Source organism: Bradyrhizobium sp. OK095 (genome assembly GCF_900109945.1).
Taxonomy (GTDB): domain Bacteria; phylum Pseudomonadota; class Alphaproteobacteria; order Rhizobiales; family Xanthobacteraceae; genus Bradyrhizobium.
In genome coordinates this window covers 182994-196229 of sequence record NZ_FOBX01000002.1, presented here as the reverse complement: position 1 = coordinate 196229, position 13236 = coordinate 182994, and the positions used below count along the sequence as shown (strand labels likewise).

The following is a 13236-nucleotide window of genomic DNA, read 5'->3' as shown; positions in this document are numbered from 1 at the left end:
AAGCCAACATGCCGTCACCCTACACATTTGCCGATCCCCGGCTTGCCAAGCTCGACGGGTTCAAGGTCGAGATCGACGAGGCGCATGAGCGCGCCGACATCATCCTGGGGCGTCCGCCCTACAACATCGTGGCGATGCCGCAGCGCGACCAGCTGCGGCTGACCTTCGAGACGCTGGACGAGGATCCGCGCGTCCGCGTGATCGTGGTGCGCGGCGAGGGAGAGCATTTCTCCAGCGGCGGCAATATCGGCGGCTTTATGGAAGCGAGCCCGGAACACGTTTCCAAGCTCGCCTGGAACATCGCCGCACCCGCGCGCTGCGCAAAACCTGTGATCGTCGCCAACCGCGGCTATTGCTTCGGCGTCGGCTTCGAGCTGTCGCTCGCCTGCGACTTCCGCATCGCGTCGGAGACCACGCAATACGCGCTGCCGGAGCAGAAGCTCGGCCAGATCCCGGGCTCGGGCGGCTCGGCGCGTCTCCAGAAGATGGTCGGCATCACCCGCACCAAGGACATCGTGATGCGCTCGAAGCGCATCTCGGCCAAGCAGGCGTTCGACTGGGGCATCGCCACCGAATGCGTGCCGGATGCCGAGTTGGAGAAGGCGACCGACAAGCTGGTCGACGAGCTCCGCACCTTCTCGCCGCTGGCGCAGCGCACCGCCAAAAAACTCCTCAACGATACCGAGGATTCAACGTTGGCCATCGCCATCGAGCTCGAAGGCCATTGCTACAGCCGGTTGCGTCAGTCGGAAGACTTCAAGGAAGGCGTCGAGGCCTTCAACGCCAAGCGTCCGCCGAAATTCGCCGGCCGCTGAGACGCGACAGAACTGCCGCGGCTCGCAATGTTGCGGACCGCGGCTAACTTAAAACGGGGGAGGTAAAACAAAATGGCTGAGATGGATATGCCGGTCGCAGGTGCGCAAGCGTCCGCAGACAACAAGCAGATGGTCAATGCGATCATCGCGTCGGTGCTCGGATGGGCACTCGATCTGTTCGATTTGTTCATTCTACTTTATGTGGCGCCAGTTATCGGCGCGCTGTTCTTTCCGTCGAGCAATCCGGCGCTGTCGCTCGCCGCAGTTTACGGCTCGTTCGCCGTCACGCTGCTGATGCGGCCGCTCGGCTCGGCAATCTTCGGACATTATGCCGACGTCCACGGCCGCAAGCAGGCCATGCTGATCGCCATCATCGGTGTCGGCATCAGCACGGCGGCGTTCGGCCTGTTGCCGACCATCGCGCAGGTCGGCATTCTCGCGCCGATCATCTTCCTGATCATGCGCCTCGTGCAGGGCATCTTCGTCGGCGGCGTCGTGGCGTCGACGCACACGATCGGCACGGAATCGGTGCCGGCGAATTGGCGCGGCGCGATGTCGGGTCTGGTTGGTGGCGGCGGCGCCGGCATCGGGGCGCTGCTCGCGTCCTTGATCTTCTTGATCACGTCCTCGATCTTCCCCGGTGATGCCTTTGCGGTGTGGGGCTGGCGCTTCATGTTCTTCTCGGGGCTGCTGAGCTCGCTGCTCGGCTGGTTCATCTTCCGCAACCTCGAGGAGTCCCCGTATTTCAAGGAGCTCAAGCGTCAGCAAGGCAATAAGCAGGTGAAGGTGTCGAAGGCGCCAGTCAAGGACGTATTCTCGGGCGAATATCGCGGCGTCTTGCTGGTCAATTTGCTGATCACCTTCGGTGGTGGCGCCGGCTACTATCTGACTTCGGGCTATCTGCCGAGCTTCCTGAAAGTCATCAACGCGGTCCCGAACCAGACCTCGTCGCTGATCCTGATGGGCGCGAGCGTGTCGGCATTCTTCTCGGCCGTGCTGGTGGGGGCGCTGAGCGACCGCATCGGTCGCAAGAAGACGTTCCTTATCATTGGCGTTTTGGCGGCCGTGCTGCTGCCGCTGTGCTATCTCAACCTCGCGGCCACCAAGGACACGACGCAGATCACGCTTTATGCGTTCGCTATCGCCTTCATCGGCAATGCCGGCTACGCGCCGGTGCTGATCTTCCTGAACGAGCGCTTCCCGACCGCGCTACGCGCAACTGGCACCGGCCTGTCCTGGAACATCGGCTTTGCGTTGGGCGGCATGATGCCGACCTTCGTCTCGCTGGTGAGCGGCAGCACCGCGGGGATTCCGATGTCGCTGGCCACCTTCTCGGTCGGGGTGTTCGTGATCTATTTGATCGGGGCGGTCGTGATCCCCGAGACCAAGGGCAACTTCCGCTAAGTTGAGCCGGCGCGGCTGCATTTGCGGCCGCGCCGATCGATCGAATTGCGTGACGAGACGGGACTGATCGCGTCGCCGCTGCGGCCGGCTTTACCCGAAGCAAACCACTCTCTTAGTTCGTCGGCCCGTCACCGCGGATCGCGAACGTCGTCGTCTTCAGCTTGGTCATGCCGAATTTGTCGAACAGTCTGTCATAGGTGCCGTCGGCGCGGGCGGCCGTCAGCGCATCTGCGAAAGCTTGCGCGAGCAGCTTGTCGCGGAAGGCGAAGGTGATGTCGGTGCCGGCGATGTCGCGCACCCAGATCTTGGCGATGCCCTTCTGCTCGAGCGAGTTGGCGGTCTCGTTGATGTTGAGCGCGGCCTCGAGCTGTCCGGCGCGCAGCGCCGCCGAGGTCGCAGTCACCGTGGTGAAGGTGCGTAGATCAATCGGCTTGAGGCCCTTGGCTTCCATCGCGGCGCTGAATTCGCGCGCCTTGCGTTCGGTGTAGGTCGCCGATTCCACGCCGACGACGCGGCCGGCGAGATCTTCGAACTTTTCGAGCTTCAGGCTGGAGGAGGGATCGGTGTAGATGCTGATGGCCTGCTGCGCATAGGGCACGAGGTAGAGCATCTTCGAGCGCTCCTCGGTCCAGAACAGGCCGGTGTTGATGGCATCGAAACGGCCCGAACGCAGCGCCGGGATCATCGGCGGGAAGTCCATGCGCAGGAACACCGCCTCGACGCAGATGCGCTTGGCGATTTCCCTGGCGAGCTCGACATTGAGGCCCTGCAACTCGCCCTTGTCGTCGACGAATTGCTGCGGCGGCAGCGTCGGGTTGATCGACATCTGCCATTTCGGCGCTTCGATCAGGCTCGATGCCGGCACCTTTGGTGTGCAGGTCTGGGCGCCGGCCGCTTGCGTCAGGCCGATCAGAATGGCGAGGGCGGAGAAGGTTTTTGGAAATCGCATCAAAGTACTCCTGTCAAATCGTGGGTGGCAGTTGAGCCGTCTCCGGTCCGACGTCTTCGTTCATTGTCACGTATCAGCCGTCGCGTCGCGCGCGGCCTGCCGGGTCAGGATCAGCGAGATATGACGCGCAGCCGTCACGACCTCGTCGCGCTGGTTGAGGAGGTCGAGCGTCTCGACGACGATGCCGCGCTCGGGGTTCCTGGTCGGCCGCTTCTCGACGAAACGGAAGCGGACGCGCAAGGCATCGCCGGCGACGATGGGGCCTTTGAATTTCACCTCGTCCCAGCCGAGCGAGGCGACCGAGGTCTCCTCGTACAGCTTCAACTCCGATTTCAGCCCTTCCATCAGCGACAGGCCGAACAGCCCGTGGCCGATCACCGCGGGAAAGCCGCGCGAGCGTGCGTAGCCTCGGTCGATATGAAGCGGATGATGGTCCCGGGTGACGTCGGCGAAGACTGCGATGTCGGCTTCCGTCACGGTGTGCACGGCGGTCTCGAATTCCGCGCCGAGCGCGATGTCTTCGTAACGGAGATTGATCGGTGCGCTCGTGTCCATGCGTATGTCCTCAGGCAACCTTGCGTGACCGCGCCGGGAGCGCCATGAAACTTTGCGCAATTCCCATCGGCCCGGAACGGAAGATGCGCGGGTCCATGTCTTTCAGTTGCGGGCTGATGCGCGGCTTGAATCCCATATGGGCAAGGATGTCCTCTTCCAGCCGCACACCAGGCGCGATCTCGGTCAGGGTCACGCTGCCGTTCTCCAGCTCGAACACAGCGCGTTCGGTGACGTAGCTCACGTGTTGGCCGCGCTGTGCGGCGAGCGAGGCGCTAAAGCTGATCTGGCCGACTTGCGGGACGAATTTACGGAAAGCGCCATCGCGCCGGATCGCGAGGCGGCCGTTCTCGACGCCGATGTCAAACTTGCCGCCGGTCATGGTGCCGCTGAAGATCAATCGCCTGGCGTTCTGGGTGATGTCGATGAAGCCGCCGGAGCCGTCGCGGCGCTCGCCGAAGCGGGTGACGTTGACGTTACCCAGCTCGTCGACTTCCGCGAAGGAGAGGAAGGCGCAGGAGAGGCCGCCGCCGTCGTAGAAGTCGAACTGATAGGCCTGGTCGAGGATGACGCGCGGGTTGATCGCAGTGCCGAATTCGCGCGCATGACCGGGCACGCCGCCGACCACGCCGGATTCCACCGTCAGCGTGATCAGGTCGGAGATGCCTTCCTCGGCCGCGACATTGGGGATCATCGCGGAGATGCCGACGCCGAGATTGACGACGTCGCGCGGGCGCAGCTCGAAGGCGGCGCGGCGGGCGATCACGCGGCGTTCGGTGAGCGGATCAGGGGTGATCATCGCGACCGGCACGCGGCTCTCGCCGCAGCGCGCGGGATCGTAGACCGTGCCGTAGGTCTGCATCTGATCGGGCTCGAGCACGACGTGGTCGATCAGGAAGCCCGGAATCTTCACCATCTGAGGATGGATCGAGCCGCGCTTCACGATGCGCTTGACCTGGCAGATCACGGTGCCGCCGGCATTGTGCACGGCTTGCGCGATCGAGAGATCCTCGCGCGTCGTGCCCTCGTGCTCCATGCTGATATAGCCGTCCTCATCCGCCGAGGTGCCGCGGATGATCGCGACATCGGGCGGGGTGGGGACGCGGTAGAGCAGGTACGACTGGCCATGCAGTTCGAGCAGATCGACCAGCGGCGCGGTGGTGCGCTTGTTCATGCGGCCGCCGTCCTGGCGCGGGTCCATGTAGGTGTCGAGGCCGACATGGGTGAGAACGCCCGGATGCTTCGCCGCCATGGCGCGGCAGAGCTGGCTCATCACGCCCTGCGGGAAATTGTAGGCGTCGATCAGTTCGTCGCGCACGAGGCGCATGAACGGCACCTGAAGCCCGAAATTTCCGCCGATCACGCGCGCGATCATGCCCTCGTGGGCGAGATGGCACAGTCCCTTCTCGGTCACGGCGCCGACGCCGGTGATGTTGATCAGCGTCAGATTGTGCGGGCCCTGACCACTGACGAAGCGCTGCTCCAGCGCATCGAGGATGGCTTCGGCCGCACCCGTGCCGCCATTGCCGCCGACGATCAGCGTGTCGGTGTCGCGGATCAGGCGAGCCGCCTCTGCCGCGGTGATGATGCTCAGCATGGTCGCACGCGCCGCTTCATGCGGCCTCCTTCTCGACCTGGCGGGCGATGATCAGCCGCTGGATCTGGTTGGTGCCCTCATAGATCTGCGCGAGGCGGACATCGCGAAAAATGCGCTCGATGCGGTACTCGCGCGAATATCCGTTACCGCCGTGGATCTGGAGCGCGTTGGAGACGTGCTTCATCGCCATGTCGGTCGTGAACAGCTTGGCCTGCGCCGCCTCCTTGGCGATCGGCTCACCGGCATCATGCAGGCGTGCGGCGTGATGGATCAGCAGGCGCGCGGCGGCGATGTCGGTCGACATGTCCGCGAGCATGAACTGCACCGCCTGGAAGCCGATGATGGCCTGGCCGAACTGCTTGCGGTCCTTTGCGTATTTTGTAGCGTCCTCGAACGCGGCCTGCGCCATGCCGAGCGCCATCGAGGCCATCATCAGCCGGCTGAAGTTGAAATTGCTCATGGCCATCTTGAAGGCCTGGTTCTCCGGGCCCATCACGCTGTCGGCCGGCAGCCGCACGTCGGAAAAGGTGATCTGGCAGTCGTCGAGGCCGTGCATGCCGAGCAGCTCCTCGTTCTTGCCGCGGGCGATGCCGGGCAGGGTACCGTCGACGAGGAGACAGGAGATGGCACGATGGCCCGCATCCGCGCCGGTGCGCGCGAACACCATGATGCGGTCGGCAACGCCGCCGAGCGTCACCCACGCCTTGGTGCCGTTGAGCCGCCAGCCATGGCCCTCGCGCACCGCGTTGGTGCGGATGCCCGCGACGTCGGAGCCGTGGTCGGGCTCCGAGACGGCGGTGGCGGGGATGATGTCGCCGCTCAGGATTTTTGGGATCAGCGCCTTGTGAGCATCGGTGCCGTGATGATCGAAGAACAACACGGCTTCGACGGGAATGGCAAAAGCATTGGCGACCGCGCCGGAGCAGCGCGCCAGCTCCTCCATGGCGATGCAGGCCGCGACCGCATCGAGGCCGGCGCCGCCGGCGCCTTCGCGCAGGCAAATGCCGAACAGGCCGAGATCGGCCATGCCCTTGTAGAGCGTGCGATCAAAACGATCCTCGCGGTCGATCGCGGCGGCGCGCGGCAAAATCTCGGCTTCCGCGAAGCGGCGGGCGGTGTCGCGGAGAGCCTTCTGGTCTTGGGTATAGAAACGATCCATGGCGTGCGGCTCCCCTCAGTCGCTGGCGAGCTTGGCGTTGTGGGCAACCTCGCTCTTGTCGCGATCGCAGAAATAGACCGCGACGTCGTCGCCGGGCACGCCATAGGCGCTGCATACGCCGCGGGTCAGCGCAATGGCGGCGGCACGGCGTTCGGCCTCGCTGCGGCGGAACGCGTGCACCTTGAGCAGGATGCGTTGGCCGGTCGCCTGATCGCCGAAGACGCCGGCATGGGCATAGTCGTCGGCCGCGATCGGGAGGAAATAGAGAGTGACGGTATCAGCGGTCACGCCGAACGCCGACATCAGGCCGTCGGTGACGGACCTCGCCAACGCGGCCTTGCGCTGCGACGGAACTTGCGGGGCGAGCACTTCGACATAGGGCATCGATCAGACCTTCGCGGGCTTGGCCGCAGACGATTTGGCCGCAGACGATTTGGATTTGGAGGGCTTGGGCCGGGGCGTCCTGGCGGCGCTTGCGGCTTCGATCCGGCGGCAGGAATCACGCTGCACCAGCCGGGCGCCCACGCGATATTCGCGCACGCCGTCATTGCCGTTGCTTTTCGCATCCATCCGATGCAGCAACCGGTCGACGGCGAGATTAGCAAGATCGCGCGCACCGTTGTCGACGATGCTGATGGCCGGGCGATGCCATTCGAACCAGGGCATGTCCTCGTAGCAGAGCAGCGAAAGATCGTCGGGAATCGCGATGTTCCGTTCCGCAATCACACGCAGCGCGCCAAGCGTCGCCTCGTGATTGGCGACGAAGATCGCGCTGGGCGGGCGCGCGAGGTCGAGCAGCTTGCGGCAGCCAGTCGCGCCGGTCTCCGGCTCAAAATGGCCGGCATGAACTAAAGTGTCGTCCTTGGCGATGCCGGCCTCACGCAGCGCGCGGACATAGCCGGACAGGCGTTCGCGACCGGACGTGGTGTCCTGGCGGCCGACGATCAACCCGATGCGCTTGTGCCCGAGCTCGATCAAATGGCGGGTGCCGAGATAGGCGCCTTGCGGATCGTCGGCGAGCACGGTCTCGAGATCGGTTGCGTCATCGCGACGCACCAGGCAGACGATCGGGACGTCGTTCGCGAGCGCTTTAAGCTGCGCGCCGTTCTTGCCGGTGGGCACGACGATCAGTCCGTCGATGCGATGGTCGACCAGCGTGGTGAGGGTGTCGCTCTCCTGTTGCGCGTCGTCGCCGCCGATACACAGAAGCATCTGATAATTCAGTGCCTTCAAGCGCGCCTGCACCACTTCGGCCATCACCTGGAACGAAGCGTTGGTGAGGTTGTGCACGAGCAGGGCCACGAGCCGCGATTGCCCGGTCTTCAGGCCGCGCGCGATCGGGTTCGGCCGATAGCCGAGCTCGCGCGCGATGCGCGTCAGGCGCTGCTGCGTGCGCTCGCTGGTCAGGCCCGTCCCGGTCAACGCACGGGACGCCGTGCTGACCGAAACGCGGGCCGCCTGTGCCACATCTTTGAGCGTGACGCTCATTCAACCCGCCGATAGACTGCAAACGATTGCAAAAAGCTAGGAGCTAATTCCACTGGGATCAAGCTCAAAAAATGGATGGTGTTGCCCAATGCAGAGCCAGTTCTGCAATCGTTTGCATCAATATTGCGGATATTCCGCAGGTCGCAGCCGTCCCCTGAATTCACCCGATTATCCGGCAGTTCCCTGATGAAGATTTTCCGCGGCACCTACACCGTCATGATCACCCCGTTTACGGCAGCGGGCGAGATCGATGTCGTGTCCCTGCGCGCCTTCGTCGATTGGCAGATTGCAGAAGGCATTCACGGGCTGATCCCGCTCGGTTCCACCGGCGAGTTCCTGTCGTTGGACGATGACGAGAAGGCGCTTGTCGCCGAGGTCGTCATCAATCAGGCCGCGGGGCGTGTGCCTGTGCTGATCGGAACGGGGGCGGAGGATACGCGCGAGGTTGTTCGCCTCAGCCGCCGTGCCGAAAAACTGGGCGCCGACGGCGTCATGATCATTCCGCCGTTCTACTCGACGCCGACCGACGACGAGCTGGTCCACCATTACAAGACGGTCGGCGACGCGATCTCGCTGCCGATCATGGTCTACAACAATCCGGCGACGGCCAATGTCGATCTCAAGCCACCGCTGGTGGCGCGCATCGCCGAGATCGACAACTGCCTCTATATCAAGGAGTCGACGCTGGAAGTGACGCGCGTGCGCGACATCATCCGCCTCTGCGGCGACAGGATGACCGTGTTCGGCGGTATTCTCGGCTTCGAATCCTTTGTCGAAGGCGCCCAGGGCTGGGTGGCGGTCGCCTCCAACGTGGTGCCGGCGGAGATGGCGCGCATCTTCAGCCTCGTCGCCGATCACGGCGCGATCAAAGAGGCACGCGAGCTTTATCTCAAATATTTGCCGGTGATCGAGTTCGTCGGCGGCCAGGCCTATGTCGCCGGCAGCAAGGCGCTGCTCGGCCATATGGGTTTCTCAGTCGGCAATCCACGCCCGCCGCGGCTGCCGCTGCCGGCTGCGCAGGATGCCGCTGCACGCGCGCTGGTCAAGACGTTCGATCTGGCGTGGCGTAGCGCGCCAATTGCGGCAGCTTGAATGGGATGTGAACGGATGGACCTGCTCGACGGCGTCAAGATCCTCAGCTTCAATCATTATCTCGCGGGACCATTGGCTGCGCAGACGCTCGCCGACCTCGGCGCCGATGTCATCGCGGTCGAGCCGATCGAGGGTGCGTTTCAGCGCAACTGGGCGGTCGCCAATCACTTTGTCGCGGGCGACAGCGTCAATCATCTCGCGACCGGGCGCAACAAGCGCAGCATCGCGGTCGACCTGAAGCATCCCGATGGCATCGCCGCCGTGAAGAAGCTGGTCGCGACCTCCGATGTCGTGATGGAGAATTTTCGGCCGGGCACCATGGCCAAGCTCGGCCTCGGCTACGACACGTTGAAGGCGATCAATCCCGGCTTGATCTATGCTGTCGCCACCGGATTCGGATCGGACGGGCCCTACAAGGATCGGCCGGGGCAGGACCTGCTGCTCCAGGCGATGTCGGGTCTTGCGATGCGGACGGGACGCGCTGACGGCGAACCGACGGCGGTCGGTTCTGTCATCGTCGACCAGCATGCAGCCTCGCTCTATGCCATGAGCATTCTCGCCGCCTTGTTCGCACGGACGAAGAGCGGCAAAGGCCGGCTGGTCGAGGTCAACCTTTATCAGGCCGCGCTTGATCTCCAGGTCGAGCCGCTGACGGCATGGCTCAACGGCGCGCCGTCGCCGACGTCGCGCGGTCCAGCCGGCATCGCGGCATGGTTCAGCCCCGGGCCCTACGGCGTTCACGCCACGGCGGACGGTCATATGGCGATCTCCATGGCCGCGCCCAAGGCGCTGGCGGTCGCGCTGGACAGCGAGGAGCTGAAGCAGTTCGGCGAAGGTGACAGTTTCTCGAAGCGTGAGGAGATCACGCGGATCGTCGCTGTCAGGCTGAAACAGAAGTCGACAGCCGACTGGCTGCCGGCGCTCGAAGCCGCGCGCATCTGGCACGCGCCGGTGCAGGACTATCGCGATCTCGAGACTGATCCCCAGCTTAATCATCTTGGCGTGTTCAAGACGGCCGAGAGCGCAGGCGGCGCGCCGATCCGGATGGTCGCGCATCCCGCCCGCTATGACGGCCAGACGCCGGAGGTGCGGCTGGTGCCGCAACGGTTAGGCGCGCAGACGCGCGAAGTGCTTGGCGAGATCGGTTACGGCGCGGCCGATATCGACGCGATGATCGCCGGCAAGGCTGTCGGAGTGGCGCGATGATCGACTTCTCGATTCCTGAGGATACGCGCCTCCTGGTCGACACCGTCCGCCGTTTCGTCGAGACGGAGGTGCAGCCGCTCGAAGACGAGGTGGAGCGCACGGCCACGGTGCCCGCCGACGTGCTGGCAGTCACCAAGGCCAAGGCGCAGAAGCTCGGCCTTTACGCGATGAACATGCCGGCGGATGTCGGCGGCGGCGGGCTGTCTTGCATCGAGCATTGCCTGGTCGAGGAGGAGTTCGGCAAGACGTCGGACGCGCTGATCCGGCGCGTGTTCGGCCAAGTCTATCCGATGCTGATGGCCTGCAAGGGCGATCAGGTCGCGCGCTATCTGCTGCCGACGGTGAAGGGCGACAAGATCTGCGCCATGGCGATCACCGAGCCGGGCGCCGGCTCCGATGCGGCGTCGATCAGCACGACCGCTCATCTTGACGGCGACGCGTGGGTGCTCAACGGCACCAAGCATTTCATCAGCGACGGCGACATCGCCGACTATGTGATCCTGATGGCGCTCACCGACAAGGACAAGCGGGCGCGGGGCGGCATTACCCTGTTTCTGGTCGACCGTGGCACGGCAGGCTTCAAGGTGGCGCGGACCCAGCCGATGATGGGTCATCGCGGCTACGGCCATGCCGAGCTGAGCTTTGAGGACTGCCGTATCCCGAAACACGCCGTGCTCGGCGAGGTCGGCGGCGGCTTCAAGCTGATCATGCAGAGCGTGCTCCAGATCCGTCTCGCCCATATCGGCGCGCGCGCCGTCGGCATGGCGCAGCGCGCGCTCGAAATGATGCGCAAGCATGCCGGCGAGCGGCGCCAGTTCGGCCAGCCGATCGGCGACTTTCAGATGGTGCAGAAACTGATCGCCGATTCCGCCATCGAGATCTTTGGCGTCAAGATGATGGTGATGAACGCCGCCTGGGACATCGACCAGGGCCGGGATGCGCGCGACAAGGTCTCGATGATCAAGGTCGCGGCGTCGGAGATGCAGGGCCGCGTGGTCGACCGCGCCATCCAGGTGTTCGGCGGCATGGGCTTCAGCAAGGACCTGCCGCTGGAGCGCATGTATCGCGACGCCCGCGTCACCCGCATCTATGACGGCACCTCCGAAATCCACCGCATGCTGGTTGCGCGCAGCACCATCAAGAACGGCTTGCAGCTCTAGGATCGTCTCATGTCCCACGCACCTCTCAAGCTCGGCGCGGCCTTTGCCTTCCGCAAGACGATGACGGTCGCCGAGCAGGCGATGTTCACCGGCATCAGCGGCAATCTCGGCGGTCTCTATGTCGATGCCGTCCGCGCCAAAAAAGCGGGTGCCTCCAACATGGTCGCCTTCGAGCTCGCGGTCGGCGGGCTCGCCACCACCTGCCTGAGCCAGCTCGGCGGGCCGACCCGGCGGATCGGCAGCATTGCGCTGAATTTTGCCGCGCCCGTGATCGTCGGCGATTCCGTCGAGGCCAAGGCCGAGATCGTCGAGGTCAGCGGCGAGGAGGCGACCTGCCGCGTGACTTGCACCTTGTCGCCTTCGGGCGTGACGGTGGTCGACGGCACCGCAACGCTCGTTCCCTTCGCACTGGGCTAAGCCATGTACGAGCCAAAGTCCTTCGACGATCTCAAGGTGAACGACAGGGTCAGCCTGAGCAAGACCATCACCGAAGCGGATGGCGCGCTCTACATCGCCGCGACCGGCGATTTCGGCCCGGTCCATGTCGACGATGTCTATGCGGGCGCGACGCGCTTCGGCCGCAGGCTGGCGCCGGGGATCATGGTTGCAGGTCTCTGCACCAGCGTTCTCACCAGTGAGCTGGTCGGCACCATCGGCGTGTCGGTCGAGGACCGCTTCTGGTTCACCGGTCCCGTGTTCTATGGCGACACGCTCACCTTCGACGTCTGGATCGCCGAGCAGCACGACGAGACCCGCACCATCATCTGGGAAGCCAGTGCCCGCAACGAGGGCGGCCTCGAAGTGCTGAAGGCGCGCGCGAGCCTGAAATTCCCGCGGCGCAAACCGTCATGAGCAAGCCGATGAAGAAACCCGATTTGCGCGGCGTCACCGTCGCAACCGTGCTGCCCTTCAGGGATGACAGCTCGATCGACTGGGACGGCTATGCCCGTGTGCTCGATTATTGCGCCTGTCCGGATGGAATCGCCGCTGTGTTCGTCAACGGACATGCGGGCGAGGGCGGATCGCTCTCGGACGACGAACGTCAGGCGGTGATCTCGCGCACGCGCAAGCAAATCGGCGGCAAGCCGCTGCTTTCAGGCATCATCGCGCATTCCACCGCCGAGGCGATCCATCAGGCGCAGCTCGCGGAGGCTGCCGGCGCCGATTGCGCGGTGCTGTTTCCGCCGGCGCCGCTCGGCGGCGGTGCATCGGCGACCTCGCGCGCCCCGGTGGCCTTCGTGCAGGCGGTCAGTTCCGCGATCGGAATTCCGGTGTCGATCTTCCAGTATCCGCTGGCGTCCGGCTCCGGCTATTCGCCGGAAACGCTGGCGAAGATTGCCGCGCTCGACCGCGTCATCGCCATCAAGGAAGGCAGCGACAGCATCTTCGCCTATGACGAGAACCGTCGTGCGGTGAAGCAGGCCGATCCCTCCGTCGCGATACTACCGTCGAACTTCAACTGGTTCCTGCCGCAGCTCGCCGTCGGCGGCGACGGGATTCTCTCCGGTCTCGTCAGTCTCGCGCCGGATCTGTTCATTGCGCTCTGGCAAGCCGCGCTCGCCGACGATCTCAAAGCGATGCGCGCCGTCAACGAGCGGCTCTATCCGATTGTGCGTTCGATCTACGGGCCGGCGCCGATCATGGACATGCATACGCGCATGAAGGTCGGACTCAAGGCGCTTGGCCTGATCCGCAACGCCGATCCGCGGCCGCCGCTGCTGCCGGTTCTTCCTGAGCTGTGCGACGCCATTGCAACGACCGTCGGCGCGGCGCGCGCCGGCGGCGACATTCGCGCTTAGCGTGAGGGACGAGCC

The 13236-nt window shown here is 64.6% G+C and carries 14 protein-coding genes; 8 read left to right on the top strand and 6 right to left on the bottom strand.

Going from position 1 to position 13236, the window contains the following annotated elements; translation table 11 throughout:
- Positions 1-8: 8 nt before the first annotated feature.
- Complete coding sequence (locus BMW89_RS06010) at positions 9-815, top strand: enoyl-CoA hydratase/isomerase family protein (RefSeq protein WP_092023738.1); 807 nt, start codon at positions 9-11, stop codon at positions 813-815.
- A 72-nt stretch (positions 816-887) separates the two neighbouring features.
- On the top strand, positions 888-2219 hold the full coding sequence (locus BMW89_RS06005) for an MFS transporter (RefSeq protein WP_092023736.1): 1332 nt from the start codon (positions 888-890) through the stop codon (positions 2217-2219).
- Between the two features lie 112 nt (positions 2220-2331).
- Here BMW89_RS06005 and BMW89_RS06000 read toward each other — a convergent pair whose 3' ends face one another.
- The 6 genes from BMW89_RS06000 to BMW89_RS05975 form a co-directional block, all read right to left on the bottom strand.
- Entirely contained in the window at positions 2332-3168 is an 837-nt protein-coding gene (locus BMW89_RS06000) for an ABC transporter substrate-binding protein (protein WP_092023734.1), read from the bottom strand.
- A gap of 66 nt (positions 3169-3234) precedes the next feature.
- Positions 3235-3723, bottom strand: coding sequence for a MaoC family dehydratase (locus tag BMW89_RS05995; RefSeq protein ID WP_092023733.1), 489 nt, complete (start codon positions 3721-3723; stop codon positions 3235-3237).
- Between the two features lie 10 nt (positions 3724-3733).
- Positions 3734-5317: an acyl CoA:acetate/3-ketoacid CoA transferase gene (locus tag BMW89_RS05990; protein ID WP_092023731.1), complete on the bottom strand. Its 1584-nt coding sequence runs from the start codon at positions 5315-5317 to the stop codon at positions 3734-3736.
- Between the two features lie 16 nt (positions 5318-5333).
- On the bottom strand, positions 5334-6476 hold the full coding sequence (locus BMW89_RS05985) for an acyl-CoA dehydrogenase family protein (RefSeq protein WP_092023729.1): 1143 nt from the start codon (positions 6474-6476) through the stop codon (positions 5334-5336).
- A 15-nt stretch (positions 6477-6491) separates the two neighbouring features.
- Complete coding sequence (locus BMW89_RS05980) at positions 6492-6860, bottom strand: tautomerase family protein (RefSeq protein WP_092023727.1); 369 nt, start codon at positions 6858-6860, stop codon at positions 6492-6494.
- A 3-nt stretch (positions 6861-6863) separates the two neighbouring features.
- Positions 6864-7964, bottom strand: coding sequence for a LacI family DNA-binding transcriptional regulator (locus BMW89_RS05975; RefSeq protein ID WP_092023725.1), 1101 nt, complete (start codon positions 7962-7964; stop codon positions 6864-6866).
- 183 nt (positions 7965-8147) lie between these two features.
- On the opposite strand from BMW89_RS05975, the gene BMW89_RS05970 reads away from it, so the two are divergent.
- Genes BMW89_RS05970 through BMW89_RS05945 form a run of 6 tightly spaced genes read left to right on the top strand, consistent with a single transcriptional unit; the run spans position 8148 to position 13221 of the window.
- Positions 8148-9056 (top strand): dihydrodipicolinate synthase family protein, encoded by a 909-nt coding sequence (locus BMW89_RS05970; RefSeq protein ID WP_177195920.1) that lies wholly within the window; start codon positions 8148-8150, stop codon positions 9054-9056.
- A 15-nt stretch (positions 9057-9071) separates the two neighbouring features.
- The gene (locus tag BMW89_RS05965; RefSeq protein ID WP_092023721.1) at positions 9072-10262 is read left to right on the top strand and encodes a CaiB/BaiF CoA transferase family protein; all 1191 of its coding nucleotides are present in this window, start codon (positions 9072-9074) and stop codon (positions 10260-10262) included.
- Complete coding sequence (locus BMW89_RS05960; RefSeq protein WP_092023719.1) at positions 10259-11422, top strand: acyl-CoA dehydrogenase family protein; 1164 nt, start codon at positions 10259-10261, stop codon at positions 11420-11422. The genes BMW89_RS05965 and BMW89_RS05960 overlap by 4 nt, the downstream gene beginning before the upstream one ends.
- Before the next feature lie 9 nt (positions 11423-11431).
- Positions 11432-11839 (top strand): MaoC/PaaZ C-terminal domain-containing protein, encoded by a 408-nt coding sequence (locus BMW89_RS05955; protein ID WP_092023718.1) that lies wholly within the window; start codon positions 11432-11434, stop codon positions 11837-11839.
- A 3-nt stretch (positions 11840-11842) separates the two neighbouring features.
- Positions 11843-12274, top strand: coding sequence for a MaoC family dehydratase (locus BMW89_RS05950; RefSeq protein WP_092023717.1), 432 nt, complete (start codon positions 11843-11845; stop codon positions 12272-12274).
- Between the two features lie 8 nt (positions 12275-12282).
- Positions 12283-13221, top strand: coding sequence for a dihydrodipicolinate synthase family protein (locus tag BMW89_RS05945; protein WP_244547543.1), 939 nt, complete (start codon positions 12283-12285; stop codon positions 13219-13221).
- The last annotated feature ends 15 nt before the right edge of the window (positions 13222-13236 follow it).